The sequence below is a fragment of the Streptomyces sp. NPDC042346 genome (assembly GCF_055581845.1).
The window spans coordinates 791,806-808,298 of record NZ_JBVJEH010000001.1; the positions used below are offsets into that span (position 1 = coordinate 791,806).

The following is a 16,493-nucleotide window of genomic DNA, read 5'->3' on the forward strand; positions in this document are numbered from 1 at the left end:
GGTCTCTGTTCGTCCGGCCAGTCGCCATTCGGGTTTCTTTGTCGGGTCTCTACGAATGGCCCGGTGATTCTTTGCCGAGCGGCGGGCCGCCGCCGTTCGTGTGCGAACTCTTGTCCGGGGGTTTACCGGCCAGTAGCCTTCGCGCTGTCGACCGTACTGTCGGTAACAGGCGAATCCAGGGGGTGGCCGAGGTGGCCCGCAGACCGATAGCTCTCGTGACGGCGGCGGTGCTCTTCCTCGAAGCGCCCGGCATCGTCGTGATCAACGGCGTCATGGCGAGCTTCGTGGAGGTCCAGTCGATGTCCCTCGACGGCATGGACCCCGACGCCATGGTCGCCGGGACCTGGGGCCTCGGCATCGGCTCCGGGGTCGCCCTCGTCCTCTGCGGCCTCGTCGCCCTCGTCGCGGGCATCCGCGACCGCCGCCCGGGCCGCGTGGGCCGGGGCCTGCTCATCGGCTGCGCGGTCGTGCACGGCCTCCTCGGCGCGGTCGCCGTCGGCCTGCTCGGCTGGGGCGTGTTCGCCTTCCTGATGGCCGTGGTCGGACTCGTCGTCCTCACCCTGGTGGCGTACGGGAAGGGCGTCGACGCCCCCGAGCAGGCGGCGGCAGCCGTCTGACCGTCAGGCCCAGAGGTCGGTGATCTCGACGTCCAGCTTCCTGAGCAGCGTGCGCAGCAGCGGCAGCGACAGGCCGATCACATTGCCCGGGTCCCCGTCGATGCCGTCGATGAACGGCGCCGAGCGCCCGTCCAGGGTGAACGCGCCCGCCACGTGCAGCGGTTCGCCGCTCGCCACGTACGCGGCGATCTCCGCGTCCGTCGGCTCGCCGAAGCGGACCACGGTGGAGGCCGTCGCCGACTCGTACCGCTTCGCGGCCGTGTCGTACACGCAGTGACCGGTCTGGAGGATGCCGACGCGGCCGCGCATCGCCTTCCAGCGGGCCGTGGCCTCCTCGGCGTCGGCCGGCTTGCCGAGGGCCTGCTTGTCGAGCTCCAGGACCGAGTCGCAGCCGATGACGAGCGCCCCGAACACCTCGGGCCGGGCGGCGACATGGGCGGCCTTGGCCTCCGCGAGGGCGAGCGCGAGCTCCGCCGGGGTCGGGGCGTGGACCTTGTCCTCGTCGACGCCGCTCACGATCACCTCGGGGGCGAGCCCGGCCTGGCGGAGCAGCCCGAGCCGGGCGGGGGATGCGGAGGCGAGGACGACACGGCGCGGATCAGCAGTCATGGGGCCAGCGTAGTCAGTGCGGTGGCCCGGGACGCCGCTGAGCCGCGTCCGGGCACCTCCTGGGTCGTGTCCGGACACGGCTAGCGCGCGCTGACCACGATCATCTCCACCACCATCGCCAGCGCGAGGATGATGCCCGCGCGGCGGAGCATCGCCTGCATCTCGCGCATGAACCTCGGCGGCTCGTTCTTCGGGTCGGACCACAGCATGCTCCGATCCTGCGGCCGGGGCGCGCGGGGCGCCTGAGTACGGATACTCAAGCGCCCCCGTACCGAAGGACTATTCGTGGCGCCGGCATCCCCCTAGGGGGTGGGGAACACTCCGGCGCGCGCGGCCGCGAGCGCCGCCGCCGCGGCCCGTTCGGCCACCTCCCCGGTGAGCTCCTCGTGGGTGACGGCGAAGCGGTAGTAGAGCGGCGCGGAGACGGCGCGGAGCAGCTCCACCGGGTCCGTGCCCGCGGGGATCTCGCCGCGGGCCACGCCCCGGGTGACGACCGGGGCCCATTCGGCGAGCCGGGTCCGGTAGAAGCCGGCGAGTGCGCGGGCGCACTCCTCGTCGCAGGCCGCCGCGGCGATGACCGCGTGGAAGACGGCGCCCATCCGGGGGTCGGTCAGGGTGTCCCGGACGAGTTCGGCGTTGGCCCGCAGGTCGCCCGCGAGGCCACCCGTGTCGGCGGCGGGCAGGGACTGCTCCGCCATGTCGTGCAGGAGGTCGGTGACGAGGCCGACGGGGGAGCCCCAGCGGCGGTAGACGGTGGTCTTGCCGACGCCCGCGCTCGCGGCGATCCGGTCCATGTTCAGGGCGTGGAAGCCGCTCTCCGCGAGGGCGTCCCGGGTGGCGTCGAGGACGGCCCCGCGGACCTTCGCGGTGCGGCCGCCGGGGCGAAGGGTGCCGGGCGAGGCCGGTCGGCTCTCAGTCAAACGGGTCTCCTGTTCCATTAAGGCCTTCAACTCTGCTACGGTACGGGACATCTTAACGGAACTTGCTTCCCATTAAGGAGTCGTCAGCATGGTCGCCCTGGATCTCCCCACGCCCACCCCCACGCCCACGGAACACGCCGAAGCCCGCATGACCGGACGGATGCGGCTCGTCCTCGTCGTCCTCCTCGTCGCCCAGTTCATGCTCGCCGTCGACTTCTCGATCCTGAACGTCGCACTGCCCGTCATCGGCCAGGGACTCGGCTTCACCCTCGGCGGCCTCCAGTGGATCGCCACCGCCTTCGCCCTCGCCGCCGCCGGATTCACCCTCCTCTTCGGGCGCGTCGCCGACCTCGTCGGCCGCCGCCGCCTCTTCCTCGGCGGCATGGCGCTCCTCGGCGTCTCCTCCCTCGTCGGCGGCCTCGCCACCGGCCCCGAGATGCTCATGGCCGCCCGGGTCGCCCAGGGCCTCGCCACCGCCGCCGTCACCCCCGCCGGGCTCTCCCTGCTCACCGCCTCCTTCCCGGAGGGCCCGCTGCGCGCCAAGGCGCTCGGACTCAACGGCGCCCTCATGTCCGCCGGCTTCACCACCGGCGCGATCCTCGGCGGCATCCTCACCGACCTGCTCTCCTGGCGCTGGGCGTTCTTCATCAACGTGCCGGTGGCCCTCGCCGTCCTCCTCGTCGCCCCCGCCGTCCTGAGCGAGAGCCGCCCCGCCGTCCGCCCCCGCCTCGACATCCCCGGCGCGATCACCGTCACCGGCGGGCTCCTCGCCCTCGTCTACGGCCTCACCGTCGCCGGCGAACACGGCTGGACCGACCCGACCGCGCTCACCGCCCTCGCCGCCGGCGCGGCCCTCCTCGTCGCCTTCGTCCTCGTCGAGCGGCGGGCCGCCTCACCGCTGGTCCCCGTCCACGTCCTGAAGCGCCGCACCGTCGTCTGGGGCAACCTCGCCGGGCTCGTCGCCTTCGTCACCGAGACCTCGCTGGTCTTCCTCATGACCCTGTACCTCCAGGACGTCCTCGGCTTCTCGCCGCTCGCCGCCGGACTCTCCTTCGGCGTCCTCGGCGCCGGCACGATCCTCGGCGGCGTCCTCGCCTCCCGCTTCATCGGCCGCTTCGGCGCCCGCGCCGCCCTCGTCACCGGCGGACTCCTCCAGGCCGCCGCCACCCTCTCCCTGTACGGGCTCGGCGACGACCGGGGCAGCCTCGGGCTGCTGCTCGCCGCGACCTTCGCCGGCGGCGTCGGCAACATGCTCGCCATCGTCGGCTTCATGGTCACCGCCACCTCGGGCATCCCCGACGGCGAGCAGGGCATGGCGACCGGGCTCGCGACCATGACCCAGCAGGTCGGCATCACCATGGGCACGCCGATCATGAGCGCCGTCGTCGTCACCGCGCCCGTGCTCCTCGACGGCATCGGCCTCGCGGTCCTCGTCAACGCCGCGATCGTCGCCGTCGGAGCCGTACTCGCCGGCGTCTTCCTCCGCCGTACGTGACGCGTGACGGCGGCATGCGGAAGGCCGGACCCCCCGCACACGGGGTCCGGCCTTCTCGCGTTCCGACGACGACTACACGGGCCAGTACGACCTGGCCCAGGCCCGCGGGCCCGGACGCTGGCGCACCGTCCGCGCGATGCGGGACGGGTCGGACCACCCCTCCGGTACCGCCGGGCCGCCGCCCTCGGCGGACGCCGCCGCCGTGGCCGCGGCCCGGGCCTGAACCACCGCCAGTGCGGCGGCCAGCTCCTCGGGCGTCGGATTTCCTCGTACGACCTTGATCACAACGGCTCCTTCAACGCTCGTACGCGGCTACAGCGGGATGTTGCCGTGCTTCTTCGGGGGAAGGGATTCCCGCTTCGTGCGCAGCTGACGCAAACCCTTCACGATCTGCGGGCGCGTGTCCGACGGCATGACCACCCCGTCGATGTAGCCGCGCTCGGCCGCCGTGTACGGGTTGAGCAGGGCGTCCTCGTACTCCTGCATGAGCCGCGCCCGCTCGGCGTCCTGGTCCTCCGCCTCGGCGATGGTCCTGCGGTGCAGGATGTTCACCGCGCCCTGCGCGCCCATCACCGCGATCTGCGAGGTCGGCCACGCCAGGTTCAGGTCGGCGCCCAGGTGCTTGGAGCCCATGACGTCGTACGCGCCGCCGAAGGCCTTCCGGGTGATGACCGTGATCAGCGGGACCGTCGCCTCCGCGTACGCGTAGATCAGCTTCGCGCCGCGCCGGATGATGCCGCCGTACTCCTGGTCCACGCCCGGCAGGAAGCCGGGCACGTCCACGAACGTCAGCACCGGGATGTTGAAGGCGTCGCACGTCCGGACGAACCGCGCCGCCTTCTCCGACGCGTTGATGTCGAGGCAGCCGGCGAACTGCATCGGCTGGTTCGCGACGACACCGACGGGGAAGCCCTCGACCCGGCCGAAGCCGGTCAGGATGTTCGGCGCGAACAGCGCCTGCGTCTCCAGGAACTCGCCGTCGTCGAGGACGTGCTCGATGACCTTGTGCATGTCGTACGGCTGGTTCGCCGAGTCCGGGATCAGCGTGTCGAGCTCGCGGTCCTCGTCCGTCACCTCGGTCTCGGCGACCTCGGGGAAGGCCGGCGGCTCGGAGAGGTTGTTCGACGGCAGGTAGGACAGCAGGGACTTCACGTACTCGACGGCGTCCTTCTCGTCGCCCGCCATGTGGTGGGCCACACCCGAGGTCGAGTTGTGCGTCCGGGCGCCGCCCAGCTCCTCGAAGCCCACGTCCTCGCCGGTCACCGTCTTGATGACGTCCGGTCCTGTGATGAACATGTGCGAGGTCTGGTCCACCATCACCGTGAAGTCGGTGATCGCGGGGGAGTACACCGCGCCGCCCGCGCACGGGCCGACGATCAGGGAGATCTGCGGGATCACCCCGGAGGCGTGGGTGTTGCGGCGGAAGATCTCGCCGTACATGCCGAGCGCGCTCACACCCTCCTGGATGCGGGCGCCGCCGGAGTCGTTGATGCCGATGACGGGGCAGCCCGTCTTCAGCGCGAAGTCCATCACCTTGATGATCTTCTGGCCGTACGTCTCGCCGAGCGCACCGCCGAAGACCGTGAAGTCCTGCGAGAACACGGCCACGGGACGCCCGTCGACCGTGCCGTACCCGGTGACGACACCGTCTCCGTACGGCCGGTTCTTCTCCAGGCCGAAGCTGGTCGACCGGTGGCGGGCCAGCTCGTCCAGCTCCACGAACGAGCCTTCGTCCAGGAGGAGGGCGATCCGCTCGCGCGCGGTCAGCTTGCCCTTCGCGTGCTGCTTCTCCACCGCGCGCTCCGAGCCGGCGTGCGTGGCCTCGTCGATACGGCGCTTGAGGTCCGCGATCTTGCCCGCGGTCGTGTGAATGTCGATCTCGTACTGCTCTGCCGGCTCGGACATCGGGATGCGGCTCCCTGCCTGGTCACGGGGGGTTCGTTGACTACGAATGGGCTACTGCTGGCCTACTGACCCGTAGCGTATCGACGCGGATACGGTTCGGCACTGCGGTCTTTGCCACACCTACTCTGGCTTGCATGACGACCTCTCAAGGCTCCGGCCGGCCCTGGTCCGACCTCGACCGGCCCCCGCTGAACGCCCCCGCCCTGCGCCGCGCGCTCGTCCAGCCCGGCGGGCTGTGGACCTCGCTCGACGTGGTCAGCAGCACCGGCTCCACCAACAGCGACCTCGCCGCCCGCGCCGACGAGCTGCCCGAGGGGGCGGTGCTCGTCGCCGAGGAGCAGACCTCGGGGCGCGGCCGGCTCGACCGCAGCTGGACGGCGCCCGCCCGCTCCGGGCTCTTCCTCTCCGTGCTCCTCAAGCCGGAGGTGCCCGTGCACCGCTGGGGCTGGCTCCCGCTGCTCACCGGCGTGGCCGCCGCGACGGGCCTCGCGAAGGCCGCCGGGGCCGACCTTTCCCTCAAGTGGCCGAACGACCTGCTGGTTTCCGTCGGCGGCGAGGAGCGCAAGACCGGCGGCATCCTCGCCGAGCGCGCCGGCGAGGACGCCATCGTCGTCGGTCTCGGCATCAACGTCACGCTCCGTGAGAACGAGCTGCCCGTCCCGGCGGCCGGCTCCCTCCTCCTCGCGGACGCCGTCTCCACCGACCGCGACACCCTCCTGCGGGCCGTCCTGCGCTCCCTCGCCCAGTGGTACGGCGACTGGGTGCGGGCCGCCGGCGATCCCGAGTCCTCGGGCCTCCAGGCGGCCTACACGGCCGGCTGCGCGACCCTCGGCCGCCGCGTGCGGGCCGACCTGCCCGGCGAGCGGATGCTGGAGGGCGAGGCGGTCGCCCTGGACGGCGACGGGCGCCTCGTGGTGGCCACGGAGGGCGGCGGCACGGAGGCGGTCGGCGCGGGCGACATCGTCCACCTGCGGACCCCGGCCTGACCGCCCACGAGGGCGATCCGAGGGCGATCGGATGGTGAGGGGTACGGGGCAGGGACGGCCACGGGCGGCTCGGACCCCGTCCACGGGACGGAATGGCTCGCCGTTCAGGCGTGAGCCATTCCACACCTGTCGTATCGTGGAGCGCGATCCAGGCGACAGATCGGCAGGACAAGTGGGCAGGGAACGGGCAGGAGGCGGCCGGTGACCGTCGACGACGCGAACGCGGGCGGCGAATCCGAGCCACCCCCGTTTTCCGTACCCGAGCCTTCCGCGTACCCCACGCCCCACCACGAGGTCGACCACACGGCCGAGCCGAGCGACGACCCGCTCGCCATCCGGCTGGAACAGCTGATCCTCGGCGCCGACCGCCGCTACACCCCGTTCCAGGCCGCCCGCACCGCCGGCGTCTCCATGGAGCTCGCCTCCCGCTTCTGGCGCGCGATGGGCTTCGCCGACATCGGCCAGGCCAAGGCGCTCACCGAGGCCGACGTCCTCGCACTGCGCCGGCTCGCCGGCCTCGTCGAGGCCGGACTGCTCAGCGAGCCCATGGCCGTGCAGGTCGCCCGTTCCACCGGACAGACCACCGCCCGGCTCGCCGAATGGCAGATCGACTCCTTCCTGGAGGGCCTCACCGAGCCGCCCGAGCCCGGCATGACCCGCACCGAGGTGACGTATCCCCTCGTCGAGCTGCTCCTGCCCGAGCTGGAGGAGTTCCTGATCTACGTGTGGCGGCGGCAGCTCGCGGCCGCCACCGGCCGGGTCGTGCAGGCCGCCGACGACGAGGAGATGGTCGACCGGCGGCTCGCCGTCGGCTTCGCGGACCTCGTCGGCTTCACCCGGCTCACCCGCCGCCTGGAGGAGGAGGAGCTCGGCGAACTCGTCGAGGCCTTCGAGACGACCTGCGCCGACCTCGTCGCCGCGCACGGCGGCCGGCTCATCAAGACCCTCGGCGACGAGGTCCTCTACTGCGCCGACGACCCCGGCAAGGCCGCCGAGATCGCCCTCCGGCTCATCGAGACCCTCGGCCACGACGAGACGATGCCCGCCCTGCGCGTCGGCATCGCCTTCGGCACCGTGACGACCCGGATGGGCGACGTCTTCGGCACCACCGTGAACCTCGCCAGCCGCCTCACCTCGATAGCTCCGAAGGACGCCGTGCTCGTCGACGGCGCGCTCGCGGAGGAGCTGTCCCGGACCGGGGAGGCGCCCGTCTCGGAGGCCGAGGCGGCCGAGGAGGCGGCCCGCGCGGAGAAGGAGGGCCGCAAGCCCGCCACGTACCGCTTCGCGCTCCAGCCGATGTGGCAGCGGCCCGTACGAGGCCTCGGCGTCGTCGAGCCCTGGCTCCTGACCCGCCGCCCCACCTAGGATCTGACGGTGAACGCCTGTTAACCGTCGTTAACGGGCTCCGTCCGGTCGGGAGGGTCTGCGGCATGTCCGAGCAGCGTTTTGGTGAGTTCGTGGTGGTCCGGAAGGACGGGAGCGGGCACGTCGCCGAGCTCGTCCTCGACCGGCCCAAGGCGATGAACGCCGTCTCCTCCGAGATGGCCCGCTCCCTCGGCGCGGCCTGCGAGGCGCTCGCCGCCGACGCCGCCGTCCGCGTCACCGTGCTGACCTCCTCGAACGACCGCGCCTTCTGCGTCGGCGCCGACCTCAAGGAGCGCAACTCCTTCACCGACGCCGAGCTCGTCCGTCAGCGCCCGACCGCCCGCGCCGCCTACACCGGCGTCCTCGAACTGCCCATGCCGACCGTCGCCGCCGTGCACGGCTTCGCCCTCGGCGGCGGCTTCGAGCTGGCGCTCGCCTGCGACGTCATCGTGGCCGACGCGACCGCCGTCGTCGGTCTCCCCGAGGTCTCGGTCGGCGTCATCCCCGGCGGCGGCGGTACGCAGCTGCTCCCGCGCCGGGTGGGCGCGGCGCGCGCCGCCGAGCTGGTCTTCACGGCCCGCCGGGTCGAGGCGGTGGAGGCCCGCGAGCTCGGCCTCGTCGACCTGCTGGAGGAGGACGCGCGCACCGGCGCCCTGGAGCTCGCCGGGCGCATCGCGGCCAACTCGCCGGTCGGACTGCGCGCCGCCAAGAAGGCGATGCGGCTCGGCCAGGGCCTGGACCTGCGGGCCGGCCTGGAGGTCGAGGACGCGGCGTGGCGTTCGGTGGCCTTCTCGGGGGACCGGGCGGAGGGCGTGGCGGCCTTCAACGAGAAGCGGAAGCCGGAGTGGCCGGGGGAGTGAGCCGTCGAGTGAGCGGGCGGGTGACGGGTCTTGGGCGGCGCCGGGGCGGGGGGTCGGCCGTCCGGATTTTCACTCCATGTCACTTTCCGTGACGTCTCGCGGGGGAAAACGGACTAATACTCCCTAAGCTGGAGGAATGGGTGAGGATGTGCGGCTGCGGGCCGTAGTGGCGCTGGCGCAGGGGATGGCGGCGGCGCACACTCCACGCGAGTTCTGGCGGGCGGCGGCGCTCGGGTCCTGCGAGGGGCTCGACGGGACCTTCGCCGCCCTCTCCGTCTGGGAGCGGGACCACGGCCGGCTGAAGGTCCTGGTCAACGCCGGGGAGCGGGCCGTGGGCGAGGAGGAGTTCCCGGACTCGGAGACGTATCCGGTGCACCAGTTCCCCGAGATCACCGAGTTCCTGCACGAGGCGTGGGCCGGCGGCGGCGAGCCGGACGCCTGGGTGGAGACCGTCACCGACCGGGTCCCGACCGGCCGCGTGGCCGGTCTCCGCAAGCGGGGGCGCGGCTGCTGCGTCGTCGCCCCGATCGTGCTGCACGGGCGGGCGTGGGGCGAGCTGTACGTGGCCCGCCCGCCCGAGGCGAAACCTTTCACCCGGGCGGACGCCGACTTCGCGACCGTCCTCGCGGCGGTCGTCGCCGCCGGCATCGCCCAGGCGGAACGCCTGGAGGAGGTCCGCAAACTGGCCTTCACCGATCCGCTCACCGGGCTCGCCAACCGGCGGGCCGTGGACACCCGGCTCGACGAGGCCATCGAGCGCTACCGGGCCGACGGCTCCGTCGTCAGCCTGCTGGTCTGCGACCTCAACGGCCTCAAGCGCGTCAACGACACCCACGGGCACGCCGTCGGCGACCGGCTCCTCGAACGCTTCGGCTCCGTGCTCTCCCGGTGCGGGGCCCGGCTCCCCGGCGCGCTCGCGGCCCGCCTCGGCGGCGACGAGTTCTGCCTCCTCACGGTCGGCCCGACGGCGGACGAGGTCGTCGCGGTCGCCGAGGAGCTGTGCGTACGGGCGGCGGAGCTGGAGCTCGGCGAGGGCGTGGCCTGCGGGGTGGCGTCCACGGGCGACCCCATCGGCCCGCTCAGGTCGGCGCGCCGCCTCTTCCGGCTCGCGGACGCGGCCCAGTACCAGGCCAAGGCCGCGCGCTCGGCGAAGCCGGTCGTGGCGGGCCGGGACGGCACGGTCATCCGCCTCGCCGACGCCCCGCCGGGCGCCCGCGACCGCCGCCGCTTCCGGGACGCCCCACCGGCGGAGCCACGACCGGAGGGGCCGCTGGAGGGCCCGTCGTCGGTGGAGCCGATGCCGGGGAGTACGCCGCCGACGCAGCCGCTGCCGGAGAGCGCGCTGCCGGTGGAGCCGATGGGGGAGGGTCCGTCGTCGGTGGAGCCGACGCGGGGGAGTGGGCTGCCGGTGGAGCCGACGGGGGAGAGTGGGCTGCCGGTGGAGCCGACGGGGGAGGGCTTGCTGCCGGTGGAGCACCGGCCGGAAGGGCCGGCGCAGGAGTCGTAGATCGGGCTGTCCGTAGGCGGGGGCGACAGCCTCGGGCCGGTGATCGGCGACGGCGCGCCCCCCGGCGCGGGGTTCGCCGCGCTCCTGCCGCCCGGGTCCCGGGAGGCCCTCGCCGGGCCGCGCGCGTCCCACGGAGGCCGGTGGGACGTGGCTCCGGCGTACGGATCCACCCCCGCGCTGCCCGTTCGTACGGCCCGCGCTGCCCGGCCGTACCTGGCACCGGCTCCTCCCGGCTGTGTATCCAGGAGGGGGGCAGGGTGACCCCGCGCCGGGAGGGGAGCTTCTTTTGCACGCTCACAGCCACGACCACGAGAACGCCAAGGCCACGGAGGCGGGAGGTGGGCGCGCCTCCTCCCGGAGGGGGACCGGGCCGGTTCCGCCCGCGCGGCTGCTCGGCCTCATGGGCCTCCAGGCCACGGCCGGGAACGAGGCCGTCGTCCAACTGCTCCGCGAGGCCGGCCATGCCCCGGCCCAGCCCGAGCAGCACCAGCACGGCGCCGGGTGCGGGCACCCGAACGACCCTCCTGCCGTGCAGCGTTCCACCGTGCCCGACGTCCTGCGCGCGAGCGGCCGCCCCCTGGACGAGGCGACCCGCAGCGACATGGAAGCCCGGCTCGGCGCCGACTTCGGCGACGTACGCGTCCACGACGACAGCGCGGCCAGGGCCTCCGCCGAGGAGGTCGGCGCCCGCGCCTACACCAGTGGCAGCCACGTCGTCCTCGGCGCCGGCGGGAGCGACCGGCACACCCTGGCGCACGAGTTGACGCACGTCATCCAGCAGCGGCAGGGTCCGGTGGCCGGGACCGACAACGGCTCCGGCCTCAAGGTCTCCGACCCCTCGGACCGCTTCGAACGCGAGGCGGAGGCGAACGCCGCCCGGGCGCTGGCCGCCCCGGCCCCCGGGCGGGCACCGACGGCACCGGACGCCCACGACGAGTCCCGGGAGTCCCAGGCGCCCCGGGATGGGGCTGTGCAGCGAGCCATCGACACCGGTCTCACGGTCTACGACGGCACCGAGGGGAAGACGGTCGACGACCTTCCCTGGCAGGCCAATGAGAAGGAGTTCTTCACCTTCAGCAAGAAGGTCGGCAAGGACAAGTGGAGCATCCGGCCCGGCAATGCCGACGACCTGGCGAAGGTGCAGAACAGGCTGTTCACCAAGCTTCAGGAGCTCGTTCTCGACGAAGAGACGTACAGCGCCAAGAGCGCCGATCTGCTGGCCCAGCTCGTGAAGGACCAGTTGGGGAAGCCCGTGGTCGCTTCCTCCGCCGGCCGGCAGTCCGGCGCCGGCGCGGGCGGCCAGGAATCCGGTCCCCCCACGCACGTGCTGGAGGTCGCCGCCGAGCTCGCCGCGATGGGTGCCCGCGCCTTCCCACAGGACGAGATCGCCGCCCTCGCGGCGAAGGCCAGGCCTGGCAACGGCTGGCTGTACGAGCTGGAGATGGGCCTGAAGGAACTCAAGGCGGATCCCCAATGCGTGGTCCAGTTCGGCTCGTGCACGCAGGCCGACATCAACCACGCGCTCGGGCGGGCGTCCGGAGCGACCGGCCAGGGCGTCCACATCGCGTCGTTCGTCGCCGACCCGCGGACCAAGAGCAGCAAGACGGGCGCCGACTGGGTGGTCTGGCGTCCCGTCCCCCAGGACACGAGCGAGAGCGCCAGTGCCCCGACACCGACGAAGTACACGGGGGAGTTCGTCCAGGCGAAGCAGACCGTTGCCCGCAACTTCAAGACCAACCTGAAGGCGGCCGCGTTCCAGCTCGAAGGGAAGAACGCCAGCGGTGCCGGCAGTGCCCAGACCGAGCGGGAACTCACCCTGCGGTCACGGTCGCAGGGCGACCACCAGCACATGGGCACCATCGCCATGCAGGTCACCGACGAGATCGGCCGGGAGCAACAGGCGATCGTGCGGCACATCAGTGACGAACTGAAGACGACCATGGACAAGAAGACCAAGAAGCGGCCCTACGTCGACCGCGTCATCGTGGAGGAGAGCATGGCCGCCGGCGAGCGGACCCTGTACGAGCTCGTGGACGGCAGCCTCACGACGACGTCGCTCGGCCCCGTCGCCGGTTCAGTCGGCGAGTAGCCGCCACGCGGTGAGGGCGAGCCGGGCGCGGGTCAGGCCGGTGGGATCGGTGACGTCGATGCCCAGGGTCTTCGAGATCTGTTCCAGCCGGCGGGCGATGCTGCTGTGGTGCAGGTGGAGGAGGCCGGCGGCCCGGCGCAGCGAGCCGGTGGCGCAGTAGGTGTCCAGGGTCTCCAGGTCCTCCGGGTCGGCGGCGAGCCGGGCGACGGCGGCCACGTCGGTGTTGTCCCGCGCGGTGTCCTGGGGGACCTCGGCCAGGAGGGCCAGCGCGCCCAGGTCCCGGTGGCGGACGACGGGTTCGCGCGAGGTGGTGAAGCGGAGGGCGGTGCGCGCCTGCCGCCAGGACCGGTCGGGGCTTCCGGCGGTGCCGATGCCCGCGCGTACGCCCGCCGGGAAGCGGGCCGGGTCCAGGACGGTGGCCAGGAGGACGCCCACGTCGGCGAGCGGGGCCGCCTTCACCGGGCGGCCCGGGCAGATCAGGCCGCCGAGCCGGTCGAGCGGGAGCCGGGTCCGTACGGCGACGGCGTGGACCGGCACGCCGGCGGCGAACCCCAGCAGACGCAGCGCCCGGGCCCTGGCCGCCTCGTCGCCTTCCGAGCCGATCGCCAGCTCGACGAGGGCCGGGTCGGCCATGGTGGTGCGCGTCGGGCCGTGCCGTTCGACGACCCCGGCGGCGGCGATGGCCAGCCGGTCCAGGAGCACGTCGTCGAGCGGGTTCGGGGGGCCGGGGCGTTCCAGCCACACCGTGCCGATCTCCTCGTCGTCGAGCGTGATCGGGGTGGTGGAGGACGCGGAGGGCGGGGGAGAGGACGGCGTCGGTCCGGACTGCGGTGGTCCGGACTGCGATGGTCCTGAGGGTGGTGGTCCTGAGGGTGGTGGTCCGGAGGGTGGTGGACCCGACGCCGGTCTGCCGTCGGGCGCGACGCGGATCACCCGGCCCGTGCCGTGCAGCCTGATCCCCGCCGTGCACTCGGCCAGGCCCGCCGACGCCCGGGCGAGCGCCGCCAGATCCACGCGCCGCCGCATCAGCGTGTCGTAGAACGCGATGATGCGGATCGCACCGTCGACGTACGGATCCAGCCCCGACAGCCGTACGGCCAATGCCTCCATGCCGGAAGGATAGAAGGAGACGGGTGCGCCGAACGGCGCGATTCCGGGGCGGGATACGCGACGGACGGCGGATGACCCCCCGCGGCGGCGGCCGTGAGGATGGCCGTCATGGATCCCGAACTCGAACCGTTCCTCCCGTTCCTCCCGCTCATGGACATGACCGACCCGGTCGCCGGGCGCAAGGAATTCGCCGCCCGTGCCACCGCCGCGCCCGCCCCGGACACCTCCCGCATGGAGGTCGAGGACCACGCCGTGTCCGTGCCCGCCGCACCCGACGTGCCGGTACGGGTCTACCGCCCGCACCGGGCGCAGGGCGCCGTCGTCTGGCTGCACGGCGGCGGCGGTGTCTTCGGCGACCTCGACACCGAGCATCCGTGGGCCGCCCGGATCGCCGACCTCTCCGGGGCGGTGGTGATCTCGGTGGGGTACCGGCTCGCGCCCGAGAACCCGTTCCCGGCGGCCCTGGACGACGCCTACGCCGTACTGGCCTGGGCGGCCGGGCACACGGACGCGCTCGGCACCGATCCGGCGCGGATCGCGGTCGGCGGGCACAGCGCCGGTGCGGGCATCGCGGCCGCCACGGCCCTTCGGGCGCGGGACGAGCGGGGGCCGGCGATCCGGTTCCAGCTGCTCAACCAGCCGGGCCTCGACGACCGTCAGGAGACGTGGTCGGCACGGAACTTCACCGACACGCCCTGGCTCACCAGCGACACGCGCACCGCGGCGTGGGGGCACTACCTGGGAGGCCGGCCCGCCACCCCGTACGCCGCGCCCGCCCGGGCCGCCGATCTGTCCGGCCTGCCGCCGGCCTACATCGCCACCGCGGAGTACTGCCCGAACCGCGACGAGGGCATCGCCTACGCCCTGCGCCTGATGCAGGCGGGTGTGTCGGTCGAACTCCACCAGTGGCCCGGCACGTTCCACGGATCGCAGGCGATCCTCTCCGCCGAGGTGTCGCAGCGGCAGAACGCCGAACTCGGGGCGGCCCTGCGCCGCGCGCTGGCCGACTGACCCCGTCCCGCGACCCACTCACCTCCCTTGATCCACTGATCCACAGCGAAAGGACGCATGTCATGAAGCTCCGAACGGTGTTGTGCGGGACCGTCGCCGCGCTGGTCGCCTGCGCGGGCACGGTGGCGGCGGTGCCCCCGCCCCCCGGAACGGCGAGCCCGTCGGCCGGCCTCGATCGCGCGGCGCTGCGGTCCGCCCTGGACGGTGTCCACCGCGCCGGGGTCCCGGGGGTGTTCGCCGAGGTGCGCGACTCCGGCCGGACCTGGCGGGGTGCTTCCGGCGTCGCCGACGTCGGGACCGGCCGTCCCGTCACCGCGGACATGCGGCAGCGCGTCGGCAGCATCACGAAGACCTTCACCGCCGCCGCCGTCATGCAGCAGGTCGAGCAGGGCCGGATCCGGCTCGACGCGCCGATCGGCGGCTATCTGCCGCGGTTGGTGCCGGGGGAGCGCGGTACGAGGATCACGGTCCGGATGCTGCTGAACAACACCAGCGGCATCCCCGACTACATCCCCTACGCGTTCCCGTCGCTCGGGGCGTTCCCGTCCCTGCCGGACGTCTCGACGGAGAGCCTCGACGACAACCGGTTCAGGGAGTTCCGCCCGGAGGAGCTGATCGCGATGGGGCTCGCGGCGCCTCCCGCCGGCGAGCCCGGAGCCACTCCGGGGGTGTACTCGAACAGCAACTACCTGCTCCTCGGCGAACTCCTGAAGCAGGTGACCGGCGTCCCGGCCGAGGAGTACATCACCCGGAACGTCATCGAGCGCGCCGGCCTCCGGCACACCGGGTTCCCGATCGGGACGCGCATCGAGGGACCGCACGCGCGGATGTACGAGGCCTTCTACGGCCTGATCGACCCGCCGCGCGACTACAGCGTCTACAACATGTCCTGGACGGGCACGGGCGCCGCGCTCGTCTCGACCATGGCGGACCTCGACCGCTTCTACGCCGAGCTGCTGGCCGGCCGGATCGTCAGCCGGTCGTCGCTGGCCCAGATGCAGCGCACGGTCCCGGTCCGCGCCCTGGACGGCTCGATGATCGAGTACGGGCTCGGGCTGCACAAGGTCGCCACGGACTGCGGCACGTTCTGGGGGCACGACGGCACGGTCTGGGGGGCCGGGACGATCTCCCTGACGCGGGCCGACGGCAGGCGCCAGATGTCGGTCGCGGTCAACCTCCAGCGGTGGAACACACCGGACGCCTCCGGGCAGCCCCAGCCCCACCCCATCGACGGCGCGCTGGCGACGCTGTACGGGCAGGCGCTGTGCGGCGGCGAGGCGGCGGGGCTCGCCCCGTAGCCGGGGTTCCGGAGTACGGGGCCGGGGCGGGCTCAGGCGACGGTCAGCCCCAGCGCGGTGGCGATGACGGCGGCCTGCTCCAGGCTGACGGTGGCGCCGCGCATCTCGACGGTGAGCGGGTCCAGCGAGCTCAGGTCGCTGCCGCGCAGGTCCGCGCCGCTCAGCTTGGCGCCGTGGAACTGCGCCCCCGCCAGGTCGACGCCCGTGAGGGTGGCATCCTCCAGGCGGGCGCCGGTCAGGTCGCACTCGCGCATGCGGACCCGGTCGAACGACGCGCCCTTCAGCTCGGCCCCCGGCAGTCCCACGAAGGACCAGTCGCCGCCGCTGACCTCGAAGAGCGCGTACGTGCACTGCTGGAAGTGGCTGCCGACGAACTTGCAGTCGGTGAACTTCACGTCGAAGAACGTGCAGGTGCGGAACGTGCAGTTGGTGAAGGCCGTCGCCGTGTGCCGGGACGCGTTGAACTTGACGTTCGCGAAGGTGCAGCTGTCGAAGGTCGCGCCGTCGACGACCGCCTCGGTCAGGTCCATGTCGAGGAACGAGGTCCGTGTGAAGGACTCGGCCGACAGCTCGACGCCGTACCAGTCCTCGCCCCGGACGATCCGGTCCTCGTCGGGGACCGGCGGCCGGCCGGACACGGGGTCGACGTTCGCGCGGTCGCGGTGGATGGCCATGCCTCCATTCCACACCCGGGGTCTGACATCGGCCTGCCGGATGGCCG

15 protein-coding genes and 1 pseudogene are annotated in these 16,493 nt (G+C 73.1%); 9 read left to right on the forward strand and 7 right to left on the reverse strand.

All coding sequences use genetic code 11. The annotated features are described in order from the left end of the window. Positions 1 to 182: 182 nt before the first annotated feature. On the forward strand, positions 183 to 617 hold the full coding sequence (locus tag ACZ6K0_RS03855) for a hypothetical protein (RefSeq protein ID WP_376401814.1): 435 nt from the start codon (positions 183 to 185) through the stop codon (positions 615 to 617). A gap of 3 nt (positions 618 to 620) precedes the next feature. Here the strand turns inward: ACZ6K0_RS03855 and ACZ6K0_RS03860 are convergent, their stop codons facing one another. The 3 genes from ACZ6K0_RS03860 to ACZ6K0_RS03870 all read right to left on the reverse strand — a co-directional run bounded on the left by ACZ6K0_RS03860 (position 621) and on the right by ACZ6K0_RS03870 (position 2,164). Then, positions 621 to 1,226, reverse strand: coding sequence for a nucleoside triphosphate pyrophosphatase (locus tag ACZ6K0_RS03860; RefSeq protein ID WP_376401817.1), 606 nt, complete (start codon positions 1,224 to 1,226; stop codon positions 621 to 623). A gap of 80 nt (positions 1,227 to 1,306) precedes the next feature. Further along, positions 1,307 to 1,435 (reverse strand): morphogenic membrane protein MmpB, encoded by a 129-nt coding sequence (gene mmpB, locus ACZ6K0_RS03865; protein ID WP_376401820.1) that lies wholly within the window; start codon positions 1,433 to 1,435, stop codon positions 1,307 to 1,309. A gap of 93 nt (positions 1,436 to 1,528) precedes the next feature. Beyond that, entirely contained in the window at positions 1,529 to 2,164 is a 636-nt protein-coding gene (locus ACZ6K0_RS03870) for a TetR/AcrR family transcriptional regulator (protein ID WP_376401823.1), read from the reverse strand. 70 nt (positions 2,165 to 2,234) lie between these two features. Here ACZ6K0_RS03870 and ACZ6K0_RS03875 point away from each other — a divergent pair, with 70 nt between their 5' ends. Next, positions 2,235 to 3,641 carry an MFS transporter gene (locus ACZ6K0_RS03875; protein ID WP_376401826.1) on the forward strand — a complete coding sequence of 469 codons (1,407 nt, stop codon included), beginning with the start codon at positions 2,235 to 2,237 and terminating at the stop codon, positions 3,639 to 3,641. Positions 3,642 to 3,713: 72 nt separating this feature from the next. On the opposite strand, the gene ACZ6K0_RS03880 is transcribed toward ACZ6K0_RS03875, so the two are convergent. Both ACZ6K0_RS03880 and ACZ6K0_RS03885 read right to left on the reverse strand, forming a co-directional pair. Beyond that, positions 3,714 to 3,926, reverse strand: coding sequence for an acyl-CoA carboxylase subunit epsilon (locus tag ACZ6K0_RS03880; RefSeq protein ID WP_366309714.1), 213 nt, complete (start codon positions 3,924 to 3,926; stop codon positions 3,714 to 3,716). A 27-nt stretch (positions 3,927 to 3,953) separates the two neighbouring features. Further along, positions 3,954 to 5,546, reverse strand: a complete 1,593-nt coding sequence (locus tag ACZ6K0_RS03885) for an acyl-CoA carboxylase subunit beta (protein WP_469229606.1) — start codon at positions 5,544 to 5,546, stop codon at positions 3,954 to 3,956. A gap of 134 nt (positions 5,547 to 5,680) precedes the next feature. Here ACZ6K0_RS03885 and ACZ6K0_RS03890 point away from each other — a divergent pair, with 134 nt between their 5' ends. The 5 genes and pseudogenes from ACZ6K0_RS03890 to ACZ6K0_RS03910 all read left to right on the forward strand — a co-directional run bounded on the left by ACZ6K0_RS03890 (position 5,681) and on the right by ACZ6K0_RS03910 (position 12,353). Next, positions 5,681 to 6,532, forward strand: coding sequence for a biotin--[acetyl-CoA-carboxylase] ligase (locus ACZ6K0_RS03890; RefSeq protein ID WP_376401834.1), 852 nt, complete (start codon positions 5,681 to 5,683; stop codon positions 6,530 to 6,532). 201 nt (positions 6,533 to 6,733) lie between these two features. After that, positions 6,734 to 7,897 carry an adenylate/guanylate cyclase domain-containing protein gene (locus ACZ6K0_RS03895; protein WP_376401837.1) on the forward strand — a complete coding sequence of 388 codons (1,164 nt, stop codon included), beginning with the start codon at positions 6,734 to 6,736 and terminating at the stop codon, positions 7,895 to 7,897. 65 nt (positions 7,898 to 7,962) lie between these two features. After that, a complete protein-coding gene (locus tag ACZ6K0_RS03900; protein ID WP_376401840.1) occupies positions 7,963 to 8,757 on the forward strand; it encodes an enoyl-CoA hydratase/isomerase family protein in 795 nt (264 codons plus the stop codon). Positions 8,758 to 8,893: 136 nt separating this feature from the next. Beyond that, positions 8,894 to 10,003 (forward strand): annotated as a pseudogene (locus ACZ6K0_RS03905) (GGDEF domain-containing protein); the annotation flags it as partial. 547 nt (positions 10,004 to 10,550) lie between these two features. Then, positions 10,551 to 12,353, forward strand: coding sequence for an eCIS core domain-containing protein (locus ACZ6K0_RS03910; protein WP_376401843.1), 1,803 nt, complete (start codon positions 10,551 to 10,553; stop codon positions 12,351 to 12,353). Here the strand turns inward: ACZ6K0_RS03910 and ACZ6K0_RS03915 are convergent. After that, positions 12,339 to 13,463, reverse strand: a complete 1,125-nt coding sequence (locus ACZ6K0_RS03915; RefSeq protein WP_469229610.1) for a helix-turn-helix domain-containing protein — start codon at positions 13,461 to 13,463, stop codon at positions 12,339 to 12,341. The genes ACZ6K0_RS03910 and ACZ6K0_RS03915 overlap by 15 nt on opposite strands. 108 nt (positions 13,464 to 13,571) lie before the next feature. Here ACZ6K0_RS03915 and ACZ6K0_RS03920 point away from each other — a divergent pair, with 108 nt between their 5' ends. Further along, entirely contained in the window at positions 13,572 to 14,474 is a 903-nt protein-coding gene (locus ACZ6K0_RS03920; protein ID WP_376401848.1) for an alpha/beta hydrolase, read from the forward strand. A 62-nt stretch (positions 14,475 to 14,536) separates the two neighbouring features. Then, positions 14,537 to 15,772, forward strand: a complete 1,236-nt coding sequence (locus tag ACZ6K0_RS03925; protein WP_376401850.1) for a serine hydrolase domain-containing protein — start codon at positions 14,537 to 14,539, stop codon at positions 15,770 to 15,772. Positions 15,773 to 15,804: 32 nt separating this feature from the next. On the opposite strand, the gene ACZ6K0_RS03930 is transcribed toward ACZ6K0_RS03925, so the two are convergent. Continuing rightward, complete coding sequence (locus ACZ6K0_RS03930) at positions 15,805 to 16,446, reverse strand: pentapeptide repeat-containing protein (protein ID WP_469229612.1); 642 nt, start codon at positions 16,444 to 16,446, stop codon at positions 15,805 to 15,807. Between the last annotated feature and the right edge of the window lie 47 nt (positions 16,447 to 16,493).